Source organism: Rhodococcus sp. JS3073 (assembly GCF_026810085.1).
GTDB classification, from domain to species: Bacteria; Actinomycetota; Actinomycetes; order Mycobacteriales; family Mycobacteriaceae; genus Rhodococcus_F; species Rhodococcus_F wratislaviensis.
The window spans coordinates 3,903,136-3,922,460 of sequence record NZ_CP113951.1 but is presented as its reverse complement, the minus strand read 5'-3'; the positions used below and the strand labels follow the sequence as shown (position 1 = coordinate 3,922,460).

Genomic DNA, 19,325 nt, shown 5'->3' with positions numbered 1-19,325 from the left:
GTCTGCCGAACCACCACAGTTCGACGGCATGACGACCCTCCAAGTCCCTGGAACGATTGTCGGCTGGCCGTTGACCCGCGGGGGCGCGTTCTACAACCCCGTCGTCCACCACGGACACGGCCAGATCTATCCGACCCCGGATGGTTACGGATACGAGTTCCAGTGGATCAATCTCTCGACTGGAGCGTCCGGGAATATCACCGACCGGCACCCCGACCGAGACGCGGTCACGACCGGCCCCGGTCAGGTAGTCGTCACCGTGACCGCGCACCTGCCGGACCTCCACGACGTGTTCGGCACTCCGAGCGTGGGCACGTTCTACGTGGCACCGTAGGCGCGAGGTCACGGCGAGAAATCATGCGACTACATCGCACCTAACACTCCGTGACGTTGACAGCCAGTCCGCCCAGCGAGGTCTCCTTGTACTTCGACAGCATGTCCACGCCGGTCTGGCGCATGGTTTCGATGGCCTGGTCGAGGGTCACTCGGTGCGTCCCGTCGCCGTGCATCGCGATCTTCGCGGCGTTGACCGCTTTCACGGCGGCGACCGCGTTCCGTTCGATGCAGGGAATCTGAACGAGTCCACCGACCGGGTCGCAGGTGAGACCGAGGTTGTGTTCGATCGCGATCTCGGCGGCGTTCTCGACCTGTGCCGGTGTGCCGCCGAGCATTTCGGTGAGGGCGGCGGCAGCCATGGAACAGGCGGATCCGACCTCGCCTTGGCAGCCCATCTCGGCGCCCGAGATCGACGCCCGGCCCTTGACGAGTGATGCGATGGCGCCGGATGTGAGCAGGAAACGGACGATTGCGTCGTCGCGTTCATCGCCTGCGCCGACCGTGGGGACGAACCGTAGTGCCCAGTTGAGCACTGCCGGTATCACGCCGGCCGCGCCGTTGGTGGGTGCGGTGACGACGCGCCCGCCGCCGGCATTCTCTTCGTTGACGGCCATCGCCGCCGCGTTGAGCCAGTCCATCGACACCGAGTGGTCGGTGCCGATCAGCCGTATCCGTTCGTACAGGCTGGGAGCACGGCGCTCGACCCCCAGCCCACCGGGAAGGCGGCCCCGGGTGTGGAAGCCGTGACGGATGGACTCGCTCATCACGTTCCAGACTTCGAGGAGATATCTCTGCACGTGGTCGGGGGAGCGGGTCGCGCACTCGTTCTGCCACATCACGTCGCTGATCGCGAGGCCCTCACGAACGCAGATGTCGAGCAGTTCCCCTGCCGTGGCGAATGGCCAGGGGACCGAGGGTGTTTGCGAAGCGGGCGCTCCGTCGCGCTCGACGAACCCTCCTCCGACCGAGTAGTACGTCGCCGTGTGGCCGGGTTGTGCGGTGTCGCTGTGCGGGGTGTCCGAGTGGGCCGTGAACCGCAGGGTATTCGGATGCCGAGTGCCGGCGTCGCGCATGTGTAGGGTGATATCCGCAGTGGTGAACCGTAATTCGCAGTCCGGACCCAACCGCAGTGGGGATCCGGCATCGATCTCGGCGACGCGCGACCGTGCGTAGTCGGGGTCGATGGTGTCGGGCGCATTGCCCTCGAGGCCGAGGAGCACCGCCCCGAGGGTCCCGTGCCCACGTCCGGTCGCGGCCAGCGAGCCGTACAGGTCGACTTCGAGCCGGGAGACCGTGCCGAGGTCGGAGTTCTTCACCTCGTCGACGAACATCGAGCCTGCCTTCATCGGGCCGACGGTGTGCGAGCTCGACGGACCGATTCCGATCGAGAACAGATCGAAGACGCTGGTCACCACACCTCTACTCCGCGAGATGGGCGGCGGCCCGAGCGTCGTCGTCGTGGTCGACCATCGTGGCGCCCGTGGGACGCTCGGCGGCGCGGCGCAGCAGGTGTTCGCGCGTACCGGGATCCGACGCGACGTCGACGATCGTCCACGCGAGTGCGGTCGCCCCCGTGATGGCGCAGTCGTCGCCCGCGTCGGAACCGGCCGCTCGTTCGAACTCCACGGTGTGCGGCGGACCCGCTGCACCGTCGAGTTTGATCATCGGGTGAATGCTGGGAACGACCCGTGAGACGTTGCCCATGTCCGTCGAACCGCCCGACCCGTCGTGCCTGTCCGCCACGGGAAGTCCGGACAGTTCGATGTTCGCGTCCCACGCCTGGGCAAGGAGCGGATCTTGGCGGATGCTGAGGTATCGGGGTTCGGTGCGCCCGTGCTCCCAGGAGCAGCCCGTCGCGATGGCGGCGCCTTCGAGGCACGCAAGCACCCGCTGTTTGGCGTCGATCATCTCCTCCAGGTTCTGCGACCGGACTTCGATGTCGAGGCGCGAGTACCCGGGGACGATGTTCGTCACCGTGCCGGCGTCGGAGGTGATCGATGCGACGCGGATCCCGTCGCGCAACTGCTGGCGCAGCAGACCGATGGCGACCTGTGCGAGAGTCGCGGCGGCGCCGGCGTTGACGGCCTCGTGCGGGGCTGCTGCGGCATGGGCGGCCCGGCCGGTGAACTCCACGACGAAGCGGTCGACGCACTGCATGACGATCTGTGACGTGCGCACCTGGGTGTCGCTGTTCGACGGATGGACCATCGCCGACATCACGGCCGATTCGAACGCTCCCGCACGCATCAACGCGATCTTGCCGCCACCGTGCTCCTCGGCGGGGGTACCCAGGACCACGAGTTGCACGCCGAGATCGTCCGCGATCGGCTTCAGGGCAAGGGCCGCACCGACGGAGATGGCGGCGATGACATTGTGGCCGCAGGCATGTCCGATCCCCGGCAGCGCGTCGTACTCCGCGCACAACACGACGCGGAAATCGCCGCTGCCGTATACCGCCTCGAACGAGGTCTCGATGTCGTATGCGCCCCTTGTGACGTCGAATCCTGCCGACTCGAGTTCCGTGGAGATGCGCTCGCACGCGAAGTGTTCGGCGAAGGCGAGCTCGGGCTGTGCGTGAATGTCGCGGCTGAGCGCGATGATTCGGCCACGCTCCTCGGTGATGGTGTGCGCGGCCGATTTCTTCAGGAGCTGGTTCGTTTCGGATGCGGTGGTGCTGTCGTCGACTCGCGTCATCGGTGATCGGCCTTCCAGTCGTCGTGGGTGTTCTGCTGTGTCGTCGCGTTCGCGAATGGGGGTCGGCGTGGGATCACCTCCAGAATCCGAGCGCGAACTCGGCGATGAGGGTCGACAGCACGAAGGAGGCGAAGATCGCGGCGAATCCGACGGGGACGATCTTCCACCCGATCATCCGGAGCGCGGGAAGATTCTTTCCCACAGCCAATCCGGCGAATCCCAGCACCACCGCGCACATCGACATGAAGTCGATCGATTCGGTGTTGTGGACGATCCACTCCGATCCGGGAAACCACGGACCCGATACGGATACGCCGAGCACGCTGGCCCAGATGACCGCAGTGATCTTGCCGCGGGTCAGACGGGACAGTGCGGTCGCGGCCAGCATGAGCCCGACGATGAGGGCGAAGCCGATGGGGATGCTGATCGTCGGCTCCCCTGCGGCGATCGTTGCGGCGGCGATGCAGATCGCGGCGACGATCGGGAGGCTCAGGTAGAGCGGAACGGTGACCTTTTCGTCGTCGTGGCCGAAGGGTGCGGCGTGTGTGTCGGCCGAGTCGGCGGGTGCGGGCGATGATTCGGTGCGCTCGCCCGAGACGACGGCGGGGCGGGACGAGGAGCGGGTGAGCAACCCGTAGAGGCGATCTGCCAGCGGAAGGGCGATCCAGACACCCACATAGACGCCGAGAATCATGGTGATGAGGTTCGAGGTGGCCGCCAGTGCCAGGACCTGCTCGCCCACTTCCGGGTGAGCCGCGGATATCGCAGCGGCACCGGCCGCCATCATCGATCCCGACCCGACGCCGGCACCCATCGCCAACGCCAGGGGGTCGAAGATGCCCAATGACGCGGTCAACGAGGCGATCAACGCAACAATGACGGCGCCGAACATCGTGCCGAAGACGTACATCGACAGCACACCGCGATATTCGTCCGATTTCACACCGAACCGGTCGCCCACGATGGCGAAGGATGCTTCCCGGTCGATGGAGAATGTGGCACCGACCGTCGCGCGCCCCATCCGGAGTGCCACCGCGAGGGGAAGGGCGATCGCGACGGTCCCGACGAGGTGCCCCACCTCCTGCAAGAGCAGAGCGGGCCCGGCGTCGAACAGGACGTCGATGTTGGGGCCGAGCGTGAGGCTCAACCGGGCGACCAGGAGCGAGACACCCACCGCCATGAGTGACTCGGCGACGGCCCACATCCGTGGCGTGAGCGGCCACCGCCGCTGTGCCGAGACGAATCCGCCGGCGAGGAGCGCCCACACCATCGGGTACACGGCGATCGCGGCGGGGCCGAGGTTGATCTTCCACACGCCGACGGCCTGGAACGCCGACACGATCACGAGTGCGAGAACGGCCGGTAGCCACACTTCCCGCCGAAGCGGACCCGATGGTGTCCGACGGACCGACGGCGCAGGAATGACCTTCATGATTGTTGCCCCTACGAGGTGTAGTGCCGATATCGGCACGCAGGATTCATGCATACGAGCTGGGGGAATGATGGCGCATCAGGGAGTGGACGCTGTCCGGGTCGCCGGATACCGGCACAGAATGGGAAGTGTGCGCAGAATGCAGGATCTACGCGCCTAATATTGCAGGAGAAATGCCCACTGGGGCGGAGGCCCGGCCACCCCACCGGCAGGGCCCGTCGGTGGAAGGATTCGCAGGACATGACCGACGCGAGAGACACGACGCTGGCGGAGGAGGATCGGCGCCTGATCCATGCGCTCCAAATCGCGCCGCGGGCCCCGTGGACCGCGCTGGCACCCATCCTCGGAGTGGACGCCGTCACGATTGCCCGCCGGTGGTCCCGACTGCAGTCCGAGGGGCTGGCCTGGGTCACCGCCTACCCGGCCACCGCGGAACGCGTGCTCGCGCTCATCGAGCTGAAATGCCCGCCCGGCCGCACACGCGCTGTGGCGGACGAGATCGGTCGTGACCGCGAAGCCATCACCATCGACCTGACGACCGGCGGCCGCGACCTGCTCGTCACCACCGCATTCGAGGACCACGAGCAGCTGAGTGACTATCTCCTCGAACGCATGGGATCGCTCGACGGAATCTCGGACATGACCACCCACGTACTCACGGGCATCCACACCGACGCCCGCAGCTGGAGACTCAGGGCCCTCGACTCCACGGAAGCCGCTGCCGTGCAACAACTCGCCAACAGCGCCCCGGCACCTCGTCGACTGCGGGCTCATCCGAAGGACGAAGCGGAGATCCTTCGTGAACTCGCCACCGACGGCCGCCTGCCCGCGACCGAGATCGCCGCACGGCTGTCCCTGAGCGTCGACAGCACGCGCGCATCGATGAACAACCTGCTCGCCTCGGGTCGCGCGGTGATTCGCACGGAAGTCGCAAGGCGGCACTCCGGGCGACCGGCATACGCCTGGTACTTCCTGAAGTCGCCGGCGCGATCGATGGATCAGGTACTCGACCGACTGTCGACTCTCAGCGACGTCCGGCTCCTCGCCCCCACCATCGGTCCCTACAGCATCATCATGGCGATGTGGCTCCGAAATCTCGACGAGGTGCGCAAGTTGGAAACGGTCATCGAGCAGCATTGCCCCGACGTGATCATCGAAGACAGATCGCTCGTGCTGCGGACGCCCAAACATCTCGGTAGGCGACTGACCGCCACAGGCCAGACCTCGCGCGGGTGAGTCACTGACGGCATCGATCGGACGTCACCCCATCGATCGCCCAATGTCACCGCGGTTCACTCTGATTGACCGGCTGTGACATCGGGCGATCATGCGTCGGTGGACGCTATGAAATGTTTCTTGACAACGTGTCGTGCAAGTGAATAAGTTGTTGTCTACATCACTGACACTCTGTCGTGTGAACTGACGCACTGTTGTCTGACCTATTTCATCCCTGACCATCGACAGAAGCGGACCGCCATGTCTTCGCAGACCAAGGGAATCCTGATCCAGGCGGTGCTCGGTGCCGTCCTCATCTCGATTCTGATGATCCCGTTCCAGGGCCTCACCCCCTTCGCCCCGTACAGCGCGATGCTGATCCTTCCGGTGATGCTGTTCTTCACCCTCCAGGCGCCTCCGAAGGCCCTCCTGGGGATGTTCCTGAGTTTCGCGTGCGGTGTCGGCTGGGCCGGGTTGTTCATGCTGGTCAAGGCCGCTCTGCCCGGGGTGCCGTTCGAACTGATGATGGGGGTCGGCGTGGCCCTCGTGATCTTCCTGATCCTGTCGGTGCATCCGATCCTGCTGGGACGCACACCCTTCGGAGTGGTCCCGGCGGTGCTGCTGGGCCTCATCGAGTCGTTGCTCGTCATGCTGCTGACCCCGATGCTCGCCCCCGGCGAACCGGGGCCGAACCTGCTGTGGCTCCTCGTCATCTTCGGTTACGGCTGCGTCATGACCTTGATCCTGGTCGTGGTGCAGGACCGGTTGATCAGTGCGGCGCTCGGGACGACGTGGCGTTCCGCCCCGGCGGAGGACGCACCCAGTTCGCAGGTCCCGTCCACGCAGTCAGCGGGCAATCCCGATGTCACAGCGGTCCAATTCGACTGACCCTCTGTGACATCGGGCGCCGGGTGCGTGCGCCGCGGAGTGCCGGGGACTACGGTCTGCCTATGGACGACGGTGGACTCGAGGGACTCGTTGCGCGCGCCCGGGCGCTGACCGAGCCGGGCACGCGCCGCATTCTCGGGATCGCCGGACCGCCCGGCTCGGGCAAGAGCACCGTCGCTGCGGCCGTGCTGGCGGCGCTGGGACCGTCCGCGGTGGTGGTGCCGATGGACGGATTCCACCTGGCGGGTGCGGAATTGATCCGCCTCGGCCGGGCCGGGCGCAAGGGCGCGCCGGACACGTTCGACGCCGGCGGGTACGTGGCGCTGCTGCGCCGGCTGCGTGAACCCGACGGCGAGACCGTGTACGCCCCGCAGTTCCACCGTGAGGTCGAGGAGTCCTACGCCGGGTCGATCGCCGTCCCGCCGGACGTCCCGCTGGTGATCACCGAGGGCAACTACCTGCTGCTCGACGAGCAGCCGTGGGCGAGGGTGCGCGGCCTGCTCGACGAGGCATGGTTCCTCGCCCCGGACGACGAGGAGCGCGTCGCCCGGCTCGTCGAGCGGCACATCCGCTTCGGCAAGTCGCCCGACGACGCCCGAAAATGGGTGCGGCGCAGCGACGAACGCAACACCGCGCTGGTCGCGCCCGGCCGTGCCCGTGCCGACGTCGTCGTCCTCGGCGACCCGCTGTGAGCGGGTTCAGGCCGGGTACTCGATCGGTTCCATCCGGCCGCTGATGAGTGAGCGCGTCGCGGCCTCGGCGATCGCCTGCGCCTTCAGCGCCTCCGACAGGGTCGGGCCGATGTCGGCACCGTTCTCCAGCGCCTCGACGAAGTGGTCGAGCGCGGTGCGGTAGCTGGCCCTGATCCGTTCGAACCATCCCGCGTGCAAGCCGTCGTCGACCACGCGGCCCGCGCTGTACCGGGAGACGGATCCGGCGCGCTGCCGTCGCGCCTCGACCATGCCGGTCGAACCGAGGACCTCGATGCGTTCGTCGTAGCCGTAGCCGATCCGCCGGGTGCAGTCGATCTGGACGAGCGCGCCGCCGGGCAGACGCAGGGTCACTGCCGACGTGTCGACGTCGCCGTACTCGGCGAGGCGGGGTTCGGCGAGCGTGGACCCGGTCGCGAAGACGGACTCGGGGTCGAGCCCGGAGATCCACCGCGCCAGGTCGAAGAAGTGGACGGTCTGGTCGCGCATCTGCCCGCCCGAGACCGCGATGTACTCGAGCGGCGGCATCGCCGGACCGCGGCTGGTCATCTGGATCAGCTCCACCGAACCGATCTCGCCGGACGCGACCACCCGCTGCAGTTCGGCGTAGTCGCGGTCGAAGCGGCGGTTGAAATCGACCATCGCCCGCAGCGATCGGGCCTCGGCGAAGCGCACGATATCGACGGCGTGCGCGAGATCGAGATCGATCGGTTTCTCGCACAGGGCCGGGATTCCCGCCGTCGCCGCGGCGCGAAGGTGCTCGGCGTGGGTGTCGGTGGACGACGCAATGAAGACGGCGTCGATTGCCGTCGGGTCGAAGACCTCCGCGAGGTCGGTGGTCGCGCGGCTGCCGTGCCGCTTGGCGAGGTCCGTCGCACGGGCGAGGTCGATGTCGAAGACGAGAGCCAGGTCGACGTCGGGGTGCGCGGCGAGGTTGGCACCGTGCACGCCGCCGATGAATCCGGCTCCGATGAGGGCGAAACGCTGCATGTCAGATACCGACCTTTTCGTGTGCGAAAGCGGGGACGACCCAGGCGGAGTCGGCGGCGTGGGAGGCGGCGGTCGCCTCCACGAACTGGACGCCGATCAGGCCGTCGCGCCCGGCGGGGAAGGACAGATCGCGGATGGTTGTGGGCTCGCCGTCGCGGCGGGCGCGGAGTTCGTCCGCGAGGTCGCGGTAGAAGTTCGCGAACGCCTCGAGGAAGCCCTCGGGATGCCCCAGACCGGGGCGCGTGAGCCGGGTGGCGTCCTCGGACAGCGTGCGCATTCCCTGCGTGAGGATCGTGGTGCCGCCGTCGAGGTCGCGGACCGCCAGGTGGTGCGGGTCCTCGTGCCGCCATTCGACGCTCGCGGTGTCGCCGAAGACCCGGATGCGCAGGCCGTGCTCGTTGCCGGTGGCGGCCATGCTCGCCCACAGCGTCGCGGGTGCCCCGTTGGACAGGGTGAGGCGCACGGTGGCGTTGTCGAACACCCGCCGTCCGGGGACGAGGGTGTCCAGTTCGGCCGACATCCGGGTGGCCTCGAGGCCGGTGACGTACCGCAACAGGTGGAAGGCGTGGGTACCGAGATCGCCGACGACGCTGGGGAAGCCCGCGACGTCGGGGTCGGTGCGCCACCGCGCCTGGCGGTGTTCGCCGATTTCGAGGGGTGTCGCCGCCCACCCGGACGCGTGTTCCACCGCCACGAACCGGATCCGCCCGAGGTCGCCGTCACGCACCATCCGGGCCGCGTGCCGGACCATGGCGTAGGCCGAATAGCAGTGCGGGACGGCCAGGATCGCACCGGACGCCTCGGCGATCGCGACCAGTTCCGCAGCCGACGCCGAGTCGGTGGTGAGGGGCTTCTCGCACACCACCGAGATGCCCGCCTCCAGGAACGCGCGCGCGATGTCGAAGTGGCTGTCGTTCGGGGTGGTCACGGCGACCACATCGACGCCGTCCTCGCGGGCGGATTCCCGTTCCGCCATCTCCCGGTAGTCGCGGTACGTGCGATCGGCCGGCACACCGAGGCTCTCCGCGATCCGCGCCGACGATGCGACGTCTCGCCCGAAGACCCCGGCCTCCAGGGCGTAGCGGTCGTCGAGACGCATCGCGTAGCGGTGGGTCTTGCCGATGTCGGCACCCTGCCCGCCACCGACCATGCCGGCGACCAGGCGCAGGCTCCCGTGCTTGCTCAACTCGTCTCCTACTGAGGGGTTTTGACCGCGAGAACCGGGATCGGGGATTGCAGGATGAGGCGTTGGCTCACGCTGCCGAGCAGGGCCTTGCCGACCGCGCTGCGGCGTTTGACGCCGATCACGAGGCGTTCGACGTCGGGTCGTTCGTCGAGCAGGTCGAGTACTGCGGTCGCGGGATCGCGGTCTCCACGGCCGATGCGGTCGAGGACGGTCACGCCGTCGTCGGCGAGAGTGTGCACCTCTTCGGGTTCGGTGAGGGAGAGGTTCACCACCAGGAGGTCGGTGCCCAGCATCGCGGCTTCCTTCTTGCCGGCGAGGAGGGCGTGCGATCCTTCGGAGGAGTCGGTCACGGCTACGAGCACTGTCATGGGATCAACCTTTCTGCGGGCACGGTGCGGGCGACTGTCACGAGTAGTCGCGCCGGAACTGGTCTTCGAGTTCCTCGAGCGAGCGGCCGCGAGTTTCCGGAACCTGGGTTTTGATGAAGACGAGTGCCAGCACGCCGAGGCCGGCGAAGATGAAGAACGTCGCACCGATTCCCAGTGCGGCCACGACGGGCGGGAAGAGCAGCGCGACAACCGCGTTGGCGATCCACAGTGCGAAGATGCAGACGCCGATGGCGAAGCTGCGGATCTTCAGCGGGAAGATCTCCGACAGCATCAGCCACACCAGGGGGCCGATCGTGGCCTGCATCGAGAAGACGAACAGCACCACGAACGTCAGGATCAGGTAGGCCTTGAGGGTGCCGTCGGGCAGCAGGAACGCGGACAGGCCGACGAGCACGTGGAACGTGGTGGTGAGGGTGAAGCCGCCGATGAGCATCTTCCGACGGTCGATCCGGTTGATCAGGGCGACGCCGGTGAGGACGCCGAGCACGCTGAACAGACCGTTGAGGGTGTTCGCGACGATGGCGGCGTTGGAGGAGAATCCGGCGTCGCCGAGCAGCTGGGTGCCGTAGTACATCACCGAGTTGATGCCGGTGGCCTGCTGGAACACTCCGAGGCCGACGCCGATGAAGATGAGGCGGCGGATCCATTTCACCGACAGGTCGGCGGCCCCGCCGGTCTGTGAGAGCTTCTCTTCCTCGGCGAGCGCCCGAACTTCCTCCAACTCGGCACGTGCCCGCTCCGGGGACCGAACCTGGAGAAGCACGGCGAGCGCTTCGTCGTGCCGGTCCTGCGACATCAGCCAGCGCGGGCTCTCCGGCATCCGCAGCATTCCGGCGAACAGGAAGATGGCCGGAATGACGGCGACCAGAAGCATGAAGCGCCAGACGTTCTCGTTCTCGCCCCAGATGTTGAAGATGATGGCGTTGATCACGAATGCGGCGAACTGTCCGACGACGATCATGACTTCGTTGCGGGAGACCACGCTGCCGCGTCGTTCGGTGGGGGAGATCTCGGAAAGGTACACGGGCACGGTCGCGGATGCGCCGCCGACGGCGAGGCCGAGGATGAAGCGGAACAGTGCGAGCACCTCCCACGTCGGGGACAGCACGCAGCCGAGCGTTCCGATCATGAAGATGATCGCGAGCACCAGGATGTTGTGCCGGCGTCCGAACCTGTCGGACATTCGTCCGCCGATGAGTGCGCCGATCGCGGCACCGAAGATCAGGATGCTGACCACCAGGCCTTCGGTGAACGAGGTGAGCTGGAGGTCTTCCTTGAGCGGTTCGAGTGCGCCGTTGATGACTCCGGTGTCGTATCCGAAGAGCAGGCCGCCGAAGGTGGCGACCACGGCGATGATGCCGAGTCTGTGCGAGTGCCGCCCGGGGGCGTCGGCAGGCAGGGACGGGGCGGTAGTTCGGGTGAGATCGCTGGCCATGAACATCTCCTCGACGTATTCCATGTACAGAACACGTAATGTGTTTATGTCCGAACAAAGCTAACCCATTGTGACTCGGGGCACAACGGCAAGCCAATCATCGGGCGGGTCCCACGGCGCGATCGGCCGATCCCTACCCACGAGTAATAGAACGCACGATCTGTTATCGTTCGCGATATGCCCAGGCCACGCGTCCACGACCTCGACGACGCGCTCGATGCCGCCGAACGGCTGGCCGTCGAGGGCGGTCCGAGCGCGGTGACCCTGCGTGCGGTCGCCGCGGCCACGGAGATGTCCAACGGCGCCATCTATCACGCCTTCGGCTCCCGGGGCGGGCTGGTCGGGCGCGCCTGGTTGCGGGCAGCGCACCGATTTCTCGACCTGCAACAGGAATCGGTCGAGGACGCGCTGGGGCGTGGTCCCGTGGACGCCGTCGTCGCTGCCGCCGACACCCCGGCCGTCTTCGCCGAGCGGTTCCCGCAGTCGTCGCGGCTCCTTCTCACCGTTCGCCGCGACGAACTGCTCGGATCGGAAATTCCCGACGACGTCGCCACCGAGTTGTCGCGCCTCGACTCCGTCCTCGTCGAACTGTTCGTCCGGTTGGCGCTCGCGCTGTGGGGGCGCGGGGACGGTCGCGCGGTCGAAGTGATCGAAGCGTGCGTCGTCGGACTCCCTACCGGACTGCTGCTGCACGCCCGGCGAAAACCGGACGACGCCATGCGCCGACGCCTGGAGACAGCGGTCCGCGCCGTCCTCGCACTCGACCCCCCGCCCCCGGGGAAACGTCACGACAAAACCACGAAAGGTTCCCGATGACCGCCACCCTGACCTACCGGGACACGATCGCCGTCCTCGACCTCGGCGACGACGAGAATCGTTTCTCCCCCGAGTGGCTCGACACCGTCGATCGGCTCCTCGACGACGCCCACGAACACGGCGCGCAGGCCCTGGTCACCACGGCCACGGGGAAGTTCTACTCCAACGGGCTCGACCTGGACTGGCTGATGGCCAACGGCGACCGCGCGGACTGGTACGTCGGGCGCGTGCAGGCCCTGTTCAGCCGGATTCTGACGCTCCCCCTGCCGACGGTGGCCGCGGTCAACGGGCACGCGTTTGGCGCCGGCGCCATGCTCGGCATCGCCCACGACTACCGGGTGATGCGGTCCGACCGCGGGTACTACTGCTTCCCCGAGGTCGACATCCACATTCCGTTCACCCCGGGGATGTCCGCGCTGATCCAGGCGAAGCTGACACCGCAGGCCGCGATCACCGCCATGACCACGGGCCGCCGCTACGGCGGCGCCGACGCGCACACCAGTGGGCTGGTCGACGGGACCGCGCCCGAGGGCGGGGTCCTGGATGCCGCCGTCGACCTGATCGCGCCGCTCGCGGGGAAGGACGCCGGCACGCTCGGTGCGATCAAGTCCACCATGTTCGCGCCGGCCGTCACCGCACTCGCGTCGGGCCGATCATGACTCGCTGACGCGAAACCTACTGTGCGCGAGCGGCGATCATTCGCCCGGCACGTGGAGAATCAGGGCGTCGCCCTGTCCGCCGCCGCCGCAGAGTGCGGCGGCGCCGGTTCCACCGCCGCGTCGTTTCAGCTCGAGCGCGAGGTGCAGCACGACCCGTGCCCCCGACATGCCGAGCGGGTGCCCGATGGCGATGGCGCCGCCGTTCACGTTGACCCTCGACGGGTCGACTCCGAGTTGCCGGGTCGACTCGATGCCGACGGCGGCGAAGGCCTCGTTGATCTCGACGAGGTCGAGCGCCGAGGGGTCGAGTCCCTCACGGGTGCACGCCTTGCTGATGGCGTTGGCGGGCTGCTGCTGGAGCGTCGAGTCCGGTCCGGCGACGACGCCGTGGGCGCCGATCTCGGCGAGCCATTCGAGTCCCAGCTCCTCGGCCTTGGCCTTGCTCATCACCACGACGGCGGCCGCACCGTCGGAGATCTGCGACGCGGAACCCGCGGTGACGGTGCCGTCCTTGCTGAACGCGGGCCGCAGCTTCGACAGCGACTCGGCCGTGGTGTCGGCGCGGATGCCCTCGTCCTCGGTGACGACGAGCGGCTCGCCCCGGCGCTGCGGGATGGTGACGGGAACGACCTCGTCGTCGAAGAGGCCGTTCTTCCACGCGGCCGCGGCACGCTGATGTGAGGCGGCAGCGAAGGCGTCCTGCTCTTCGCGACCGATCTTGTCGGTGTTCGCGTTCCGGTTCTCGGTGAGGGCGCCCATCGCCTGCTCGGTGAAGATGTCGTACAGGCCGTCGTAGGCGAGGTGGTCGACGAGGGTGGTGTCGCCGTACTTGAAACCGCTCCGCGAGTTCGGGAGCAGGTGCGGCGCCTGGGACATCGACTCCTGCCCGCCGGCGACGACGACATCGAATTCGCCGGCGCGGATCAGCTGGTCGGCGAGCGCGATGGCGTCGAGACCCGACAGGCACACCTTGTTGACGGTCAAGGCCGGCACCGACATCGGGATGCCCGCGTTGACCGCGGCCTGCCGGGCCGGGATCTGACCGGCGCCGGCAGTGAGGACCTGCCCCATGATCACGTACTCCACCAGTTCGGGTGCCACCCCGGCCTTGTCGAGGGCACCCTTGATGGCGATGCCACCGAGATCGGAACCGGACAGTGACGCGAGCGAACCCGTCAGCCGGCCGACGGGGGTCCGGGCTCCGGCGACGATGACGGACCTGGCGGAAGAAGTCATGAGAGTGTCCTTGGTGTCGTGACGAGTGTTGCTCAGACGAGTGCGGATTCGCGGATCTCGAGGGGGGTTCCGGTGGCGGCGACGACCTCGTCGACGGTGACGCCGGGGGCGACCTCACGGAGAGCGAGGGTGCCGTCGCCGACCACGTCGATGACGGCGAGGTTGGTGATGATGCGGTTGACGACGCCCTGGCCGGTCAGCGGCAGGGTGCAGGCGTCGATGATCTTCGGATTGCCGTCCCGGTCGGTGTGTTCCATGAGGACGATGACGCGGCTCGCGCCGTGCACGAGGTCCATCGCGCCGCCCATGCCCTTGACCATCTTTCCGGGGACCATCCAGTTGGCGAGGTCGCCGGTGCGGGACACCTGCATGCCACCGAGGACGGCGGTGTCGATGTGGCCGCCGCGAATCATGCCGAACGACAGCGCGGAATCGAAGAACGCGGCACCGGCGTTGACGGTGACCGTTTCCTTGCCGGCGTTGATCAGGTCGGGGTCGACGTTCTCGTCGGTGGGGTACGGGCCGGTGCCGAGGATCCCGTTCTCCGAATGCAGGGTCACGGTGACGTCGGTGCCGAGGTATCCGGGAATGAGCGTCGGCAGTCCGATGCCGAGGTTGACGTATTCGCCGTCGACCATCTCCGCGGCCGCGCGGGCGGCCATCTGCTCACGTGTCCATCCGTTGGTGCCGGTCATCGAGTGGCTCCTTCCGTGCTGCTGACTGTCCGCTTCTCGATCCGCTTGTTCTGGGGGCCGGTCTCGACGATGCGTTGAACGAAGACCCCGGGCAGGTGAACCTGGGCGGGATCGATGGTGCCTGCGGGGACGAGTTCTTCGACCTGCGCGATGGTGACCTTCCCGGCCATCGCCGCGAGGGGGTTGAAGTTCAGGGCCGACTTGTCGAACACGAGGTTGCCGGCGGTGTCGCCCCGCAGTGCGTGGACCAGGGCGAAGTCGGCGGTGATGCCGAGTTCGAGGACGTAACGCTTGTCGCCGAACACGCGGGTTTCCTTCGGGGGCGACGCGAGCGCGACGGAACCGTCGGCGGCGTACCGCCAGGGCAGGCCGCCGTCGGCGACCGGGCTGCCCACACCGGCGGGGGTGAAGAACGCGGGGATGCCCGCACCGCCGGCCCGGAGGCGTTCGGCCAGCGTGCCCTGCGGGGTCAGCTCCACCTCGAGCTCACCGGAGAGGTACTGGCGGGCGAATTCCTTGTTCTCGCCGACGTACGACGCGGTGACACGTCGAATCTGGCGGGCGCCCAGCAGAATTCCGAGCCCGTGGTCGTCCACACCGCAGTTGTTGGAGAAGACCTCGAGATTCCCGACACCGGAGTCGGCGAGCGCGCGGATCAGCGAGTCGGGGATTCCGCACAGGCCGAACCCGCCCACAGCGATCGACGCGCCGTCGGACACGTCCGCGACTGCTTCTTCCGGGGTGTCGAACACTCTCGATCCCATGTGCATCCTTTCTCCTGGCCGCCGTACCGGCGATACCGTCTTCCGCACCCGATCGTCCACCTGGTGAACGTCCTCGCGCAACGAGCTTTGCTCCACTAAAAGGGGTTACTTCATGCATTTCAAGGGTTGAGGAGACAGTGCTCGCCGGCTGAACGTCGCACGAGAGAGCGTTCACTGAGTGAACGTATACTGCGGTTATGGACAACGCGCAGCGGCCGCAGGTCATCCACCGGGTGGGATCTCTCTTCCGGGCCATCGCCGCCCTCGAATCGTCGGGATCCTCGACGTCCGCCCTGGCGCGGGAGACGGGTCTCGCCCGGCCCACCGTGCATCGCCTGCTCGTCTCGCTGGCCGAGGAGGGACTGGTCGACCGCGATCAGAAGTCGGGGAAATGGTCGCTGGGGCCCGAGCTGTATCTGCTCGGCTCGCTCGCCGCCGGCCGGTACGACATCACGGACCGCTCCCGCGACGTCCTCCGAGATCTTGCACGCGAGACCGGCGAGAGTGTCTTCCTGTCCGCCCGCCGCGGCGACGAAACGGTCTGCATCGCGAGCGAGGAGGGCAGCTTCCCGCTGCGTTCCCACGTGCTGTACGTCGGCATCCGCCTGCCGCTCGGGGTGGCGTCGGCGGGTCTGGTCATCCTGTCCCACCTGCCGGACCGCGACATCGACGACTACCTGTCGCGCGCCGATGTCACCGGCGAGTGGGGAACGCAGCACAGGCGGGACGAGATCGCCGAGCGCATCGCGGAGACCCGACTGAACGGGTACGCCGTCAACCCCGGGCTGCTCGTCGAGGGCAGCTGGGGGATGGGTGCCGCCGTCTTCGACGCCCAGGGATCACCGGCCTGGGCGTTGAGCATCACCGGGGTGGAGAGCCGGTTCCGCGAGGAGCGCCGCCGCGAACTGGGAGAACTCCTCCTCCGCCAGGCGCACCGGCTCACCCAACTGCTCGCCGACAGGCCGCGGAGTCGGGGGTGAGCAAGATTCGGTCCGGCGCCTACGCGGCCTTCCGCCGCCGCCGAGGCCGCCCGTGGCGGGTGTCGATACTCCATAGGTGGGTGCAGTCGGGGCACTGGAGATGGACGTGGGTGCCCCGATTGCTCAGCAGGTACTGCCAATGCCGGTCGCAGTTGCGGCCGGACCCGCAGTCGCCGCAGTCCGAGCCGTGGTCGCAGCCCGGGCAGGGCAACCAGGCGCGACGGGAGAAGTCCGCGGTCGGATCAATCGGTAACACGGCCCACCGTCCGATCCGGGAGCACACCCGCCTGGACCAGTTCGTCGTAGATGCGCTGCTGCTCGGGGTCGAGACCGGAGTACAGCATGTCGTACGCCCGCTCTTCCTCCGCGAGCACGGCGACGGGATCCCAGTCCTCGCCGATCGCCTCGAGAACAGCGGTGCGCCGCCGTGCCTCGTCCAGCGTGAGGTCGAGCGCGAACGAGAGTTCGGAGTCGCTACCCATGTGGTCACCTTCGTTTCGCGGTCGCCGTTGTCGAAGGGGCCAGGGTCACTCGAGCCCGCCCAAGATCACAATGACCTGGATCACGTCGATCGAAAGTGTTGCGTCGTATTAACGACGAAACGCCCCGCCATCCGGGTGGATGACGGGGCGCGTGGTGCGGGTGGGGTCAGGCCTGGAGGCCGGCCTCGATCTCGAGGGTGATGGTGATCTTGTCGCCGACGACGGCTCCGCCGCCTTCGAGGGGCATGTCGATGGTGATGCCGAAGTCCTTGCGGTTGAGGACGGTGGTGGCTTCGAAGCCGGCGACCGGGCCGTTGCCCATGCCGGGGTTGACGCCGTTGAACTCGAGGGCGAGCTCGACGGGGCGGGTGACGCCGTGGAGGGTGAATTCGCCCTCGACCACGTAGTCGTCGCCCTTGGCGCGGACGGCGGTGGAGGTGAAGGTGGCGGTGGGGTACTGCTCGGCGTCGAAGAAGTCGGCGGACTTGATGTGGGCGTCGCGGTCGGTGTTCTTGGTGTCGATGGACGCGACCTGGATTTCGGCGGTGACGGCGGCGGTGCCGTCCTCGGCGACGGTGATCGCGCCGGTGAAGTCGTTGAACGTGCCGCGGACCTTGCTGACCATGAGGTGGCGGACGGAGAAGCCGACGGTGGAGTGGACGGTGTCGATGGCCCAGGTTCCGGCGGTGAGGTTGGGCAGGGTGGCGGTGGCGGTGGTCATGAAAACTCCTTGGACTGTCGAACGGTCACTCGAAATCGAGGTAATTGAATCTGCAACTACTACGTTAAGCCGAAGTCGTTGCGATGTCAACTAAATTCTGCGAAACGCAGGTGAACTGCGGTGTTACTGCTTCGGCCGGACCGGATGGCGGCTGACGATGGAGATCCGGTTGAAGGCGTTCATGGTGACGGCGATCCAGCTCACCGTGGAGATCTCCTGCTCGGAGAGGAATCGCCGCGCGAAGGCGTAGTCGGCCTCCTGGGTCTGCGCGTCCGGGAGGGTGGTGATCGATTCGGCCAAGGTCAGCGCCGCGACCTCGCGGTCGGAGAAGAGCGTCGTCTCCCGCCAGGCGGGCAGAATCGCGAGGCGCTGCTGGTTCTCGCCGGCCGCGAGCGCCGCGGCGACGTGAACGTCCAGGCAGTACGCGCAGCGGTTGATCTGGGACACGCGCACGTTGATCAACTCGACGAACCGCCGGTCCATCCCGGCCTCGGTGGTCGCGTGACGGACGGCTTTGGCGACGGCGATCTGCGCCTGATAGACGGCCGGGCTCTGCTTGTCGATGTGGACGTACTCGGTTTCGGGTGCCGTGCTGCTCATGGCCGACCTTTCGGGGTTCAGGGGTTTTCCAGCAGGTGGGCGCGCATTTCGCTGAAGTCGTGACCGAGGATGCCGACGTCGCGGGGGCTGAGCAGGTCGAACATGGTGCGGCGCACCTCCGCGACATGTCCGGGGCTTGCGGCGGCGAGCTTCTCGGCGCCGGCGCCGGTCAGCTCGGCCAGCGTCCCCCGCTTGTCGTCTTCGCATTCCACCCGCCGCACCCAGCCGGTGTCGACCAACCGGCTGATCGCCCTGGTCACGCCGCTGCGGGTGGTGGTCACCGCGTCGGCGAGTTCACGCATCCGCAGTTGCCGCTGCGGCGCCTCCGACAACACGACGAGCAGTTCGAAGTCGGTGAACGAGATGCCGGCGTCGCGGGTGAGCTGCCGATCGAGCGCCTGCAGGAGCAGGCGTGTGGCGTCCAGGTAGGCGCGCCAGGTGTTCTGTTCTTCGGCGCTGAGCCATCGGGTCGGTTCCACGGCACCAGCATAGCCGAAGTAGTTGACAGCGCAACGACTTGCTGTAGTCTGAATTTAGTTGAAAGCGCAATCACTGCGCTCCGCGGAGAGGGGCAGGGCAATGGGCACCACAGACGAGCAGGAGCGTTCGCAGAGGTTCGCGGAGCAACGCGACCGGATCCGCGCCGAGCATCTGAAGCCGGTGTCGTCGAGGCCCGCGTCCTCGGCCCGCGGCCTCCATCACACCGCGCTGATCAGCAGTGACGTCGAGCGCACCGTCCGGTTCTATCAGGATCTGCTCGAGTTCCCGCTCACCGAGTTGATCGAGAATCGGGACTACCCCGGGTCGTCGCACTTCTTCTTCGACATCGGCAACGGCAACCTGCTGGCGTTCTTCGACTTCCCGGGCCTCGACGTCGGCCCGTACCAGGAAGTGCTCGGCGGACTCCACCACATCGCGATCAGCGTCGAACCCGGCCGGTGGGACCACTTGCGCACGAAACTGATCGACGCCGGCGTGGAACTCGTCGAACACAGTGAGGTGTCGCTGTACTTCCGCGACCCCGACGGTGCCCGCCTCGAACTCATCGCCGACCCGCTCGGCGAAATGTACGGCTCACACGTTCTGTGAGAACCCTG

The 19,325-nt window shown here is 67.4% G+C and carries 22 protein-coding genes; 8 read left to right on the top strand and 14 right to left on the bottom strand.

Annotated features, from left to right (window positions below; translation table 11 throughout):
* Positions 1 to 28: 28 nt before the first annotated feature.
* Entirely contained in the window at positions 29 to 334 is a 306-nt protein-coding gene (locus OYT95_RS17775; RefSeq protein WP_128970058.1) for a hypothetical protein, read from the top strand.
* Positions 335 to 374: 40 nt separating this feature from the next.
* Here OYT95_RS17775 and OYT95_RS17770 read toward each other — a convergent pair whose 3' ends face one another.
* From OYT95_RS17770 to OYT95_RS17760, 3 genes are all read right to left on the bottom strand, one after another.
* Entirely contained in the window at positions 375 to 1,751 is a 1,377-nt protein-coding gene (locus tag OYT95_RS17770) for an L-serine ammonia-lyase (RefSeq protein WP_328286550.1), read from the bottom strand.
* Positions 1,752 to 1,755: 4 nt separating this feature from the next.
* Positions 1,756 to 3,030 carry an amidohydrolase gene (locus tag OYT95_RS17765; protein ID WP_245973388.1) on the bottom strand — a complete coding sequence of 425 codons (1,275 nt, stop codon included), beginning with the start codon at positions 3,028 to 3,030 and terminating at the stop codon, positions 1,756 to 1,758.
* A 73-nt stretch (positions 3,031 to 3,103) separates the two neighbouring features.
* Complete coding sequence (locus OYT95_RS17760; protein ID WP_268792088.1) at positions 3,104 to 4,462, bottom strand: DUF3100 domain-containing protein; 1,359 nt, start codon at positions 4,460 to 4,462, stop codon at positions 3,104 to 3,106.
* Between the two features lie 240 nt (positions 4,463 to 4,702).
* Here OYT95_RS17760 and OYT95_RS17755 point away from each other — a divergent pair, with 240 nt between their 5' ends.
* From OYT95_RS17755 to OYT95_RS17745, 3 genes are all read left to right on the top strand, one after another.
* The gene (locus OYT95_RS17755; RefSeq protein ID WP_268792087.1) at positions 4,703 to 5,698 is read left to right on the top strand and encodes an Lrp/AsnC family transcriptional regulator; all 996 of its coding nucleotides are present in this window, start codon (positions 4,703 to 4,705) and stop codon (positions 5,696 to 5,698) included.
* Positions 5,699 to 5,938: 240 nt separating this feature from the next.
* Positions 5,939 to 6,565 carry a hypothetical protein gene (locus tag OYT95_RS17750; RefSeq protein WP_037236136.1) on the top strand — a complete coding sequence of 209 codons (627 nt, stop codon included), beginning with the start codon at positions 5,939 to 5,941 and terminating at the stop codon, positions 6,563 to 6,565.
* Between the two features lie 62 nt (positions 6,566 to 6,627).
* Positions 6,628 to 7,257 (top strand): nucleoside/nucleotide kinase family protein, encoded by a 630-nt coding sequence (locus OYT95_RS17745; protein ID WP_268792086.1) that lies wholly within the window; start codon positions 6,628 to 6,630, stop codon positions 7,255 to 7,257.
* Positions 7,258 to 7,263: 6 nt separating this feature from the next.
* Here OYT95_RS17745 and OYT95_RS17740 read toward each other — a convergent pair whose 3' ends face one another.
* The 4 genes from OYT95_RS17740 to OYT95_RS17725 are packed head-to-tail and all read right to left on the bottom strand — an operon-like array spanning position 7,264 to position 11,299.
* A complete protein-coding gene (locus OYT95_RS17740; RefSeq protein ID WP_268792085.1) occupies positions 7,264 to 8,265 on the bottom strand; it encodes a Gfo/Idh/MocA family protein in 1,002 nt (333 codons plus the stop codon).
* A 1-nt stretch (position 8,266) separates the two neighbouring features.
* Complete coding sequence (locus OYT95_RS17735; RefSeq protein WP_268792084.1) at positions 8,267 to 9,451, bottom strand: Gfo/Idh/MocA family protein; 1,185 nt, start codon at positions 9,449 to 9,451, stop codon at positions 8,267 to 8,269.
* A gap of 8 nt (positions 9,452 to 9,459) precedes the next feature.
* Entirely contained in the window at positions 9,460 to 9,819 is a 360-nt protein-coding gene (locus tag OYT95_RS17730) for a universal stress protein (RefSeq protein WP_037236149.1), read from the bottom strand.
* 37 nt (positions 9,820 to 9,856) lie between these two features.
* Positions 9,857 to 11,299: a sugar porter family MFS transporter gene (locus tag OYT95_RS17725; protein WP_037236151.1), complete on the bottom strand. Its 1,443-nt coding sequence runs from the start codon at positions 11,297 to 11,299 to the stop codon at positions 9,857 to 9,859.
* A gap of 153 nt (positions 11,300 to 11,452) precedes the next feature.
* On the opposite strand from OYT95_RS17725, the gene OYT95_RS17720 reads away from it, so the two are divergent.
* Positions 11,453 to 12,091 carry a TetR/AcrR family transcriptional regulator gene (locus tag OYT95_RS17720; RefSeq protein WP_268792083.1) on the top strand — a complete coding sequence of 213 codons (639 nt, stop codon included), beginning with the start codon at positions 11,453 to 11,455 and terminating at the stop codon, positions 12,089 to 12,091.
* Complete coding sequence (locus OYT95_RS17715) at positions 12,088 to 12,750, top strand: enoyl-CoA hydratase-related protein (RefSeq protein WP_268792082.1); 663 nt, start codon at positions 12,088 to 12,090, stop codon at positions 12,748 to 12,750. Before OYT95_RS17720 ends, OYT95_RS17715 begins: the two co-directional genes overlap by 4 nt.
* Before the next feature lie 36 nt (positions 12,751 to 12,786).
* Here OYT95_RS17715 and OYT95_RS17710 read toward each other — a convergent pair whose 3' ends face one another.
* Genes OYT95_RS17710 through OYT95_RS17700 form a run of 3 tightly spaced genes read right to left on the bottom strand, consistent with a single transcriptional unit; the run spans position 12,787 to position 15,445 of the window.
* The gene (locus OYT95_RS17710) at positions 12,787 to 13,986 is read right to left on the bottom strand and encodes an acetyl-CoA C-acetyltransferase (protein WP_268792081.1); all 1,200 of its coding nucleotides are present in this window, start codon (positions 13,984 to 13,986) and stop codon (positions 12,787 to 12,789) included.
* Between the two features lie 32 nt (positions 13,987 to 14,018).
* Positions 14,019 to 14,681, bottom strand: coding sequence for a 3-oxoacid CoA-transferase subunit B (locus tag OYT95_RS17705; RefSeq protein ID WP_005260718.1), 663 nt, complete (start codon positions 14,679 to 14,681; stop codon positions 14,019 to 14,021).
* Entirely contained in the window at positions 14,678 to 15,445 is a 768-nt protein-coding gene (locus OYT95_RS17700) for a CoA transferase subunit A (protein WP_016884572.1), read from the bottom strand. Before OYT95_RS17700 ends, OYT95_RS17705 begins: the two co-directional genes overlap by 4 nt.
* Positions 15,446 to 15,642: 197 nt before the next feature.
* Between OYT95_RS17700 and OYT95_RS17695 the strand changes: the two genes are divergently transcribed.
* Complete coding sequence (locus OYT95_RS17695) at positions 15,643 to 16,425, top strand: IclR family transcriptional regulator (RefSeq protein ID WP_112301500.1); 783 nt, start codon at positions 15,643 to 15,645, stop codon at positions 16,423 to 16,425.
* Between the two features lie 242 nt (positions 16,426 to 16,667).
* Here OYT95_RS17695 and OYT95_RS17690 read toward each other — a convergent pair whose 3' ends face one another.
* The 4 genes from OYT95_RS17690 to OYT95_RS17675 all read right to left on the bottom strand — a co-directional run bounded on the left by OYT95_RS17690 (position 16,668) and on the right by OYT95_RS17675 (position 18,707).
* Positions 16,668 to 16,907 (bottom strand): DUF6400 family protein, encoded by a 240-nt coding sequence (locus OYT95_RS17690; RefSeq protein ID WP_005237803.1) that lies wholly within the window; start codon positions 16,905 to 16,907, stop codon positions 16,668 to 16,670.
* 166 nt (positions 16,908 to 17,073) lie between these two features.
* Positions 17,074 to 17,628 carry a YceI family protein gene (locus OYT95_RS17685; RefSeq protein WP_009476977.1) on the bottom strand — a complete coding sequence of 185 codons (555 nt, stop codon included), beginning with the start codon at positions 17,626 to 17,628 and terminating at the stop codon, positions 17,074 to 17,076.
* A gap of 123 nt (positions 17,629 to 17,751) precedes the next feature.
* Complete coding sequence (locus OYT95_RS17680) at positions 17,752 to 18,228, bottom strand: carboxymuconolactone decarboxylase family protein (protein ID WP_268792080.1); 477 nt, start codon at positions 18,226 to 18,228, stop codon at positions 17,752 to 17,754.
* Positions 18,229 to 18,245: 17 nt separating this feature from the next.
* The gene (locus OYT95_RS17675) at positions 18,246 to 18,707 is read right to left on the bottom strand and encodes a MarR family winged helix-turn-helix transcriptional regulator (protein WP_268792079.1); all 462 of its coding nucleotides are present in this window, start codon (positions 18,705 to 18,707) and stop codon (positions 18,246 to 18,248) included.
* A gap of 100 nt (positions 18,708 to 18,807) precedes the next feature.
* Here OYT95_RS17675 and OYT95_RS17670 point away from each other — a divergent pair, with 100 nt between their 5' ends.
* Entirely contained in the window at positions 18,808 to 19,317 is a 510-nt protein-coding gene (locus OYT95_RS17670) for a VOC family protein (protein ID WP_037236173.1), read from the top strand.
* The last annotated feature ends 8 nt before the right edge of the window (positions 19,318 to 19,325 follow it).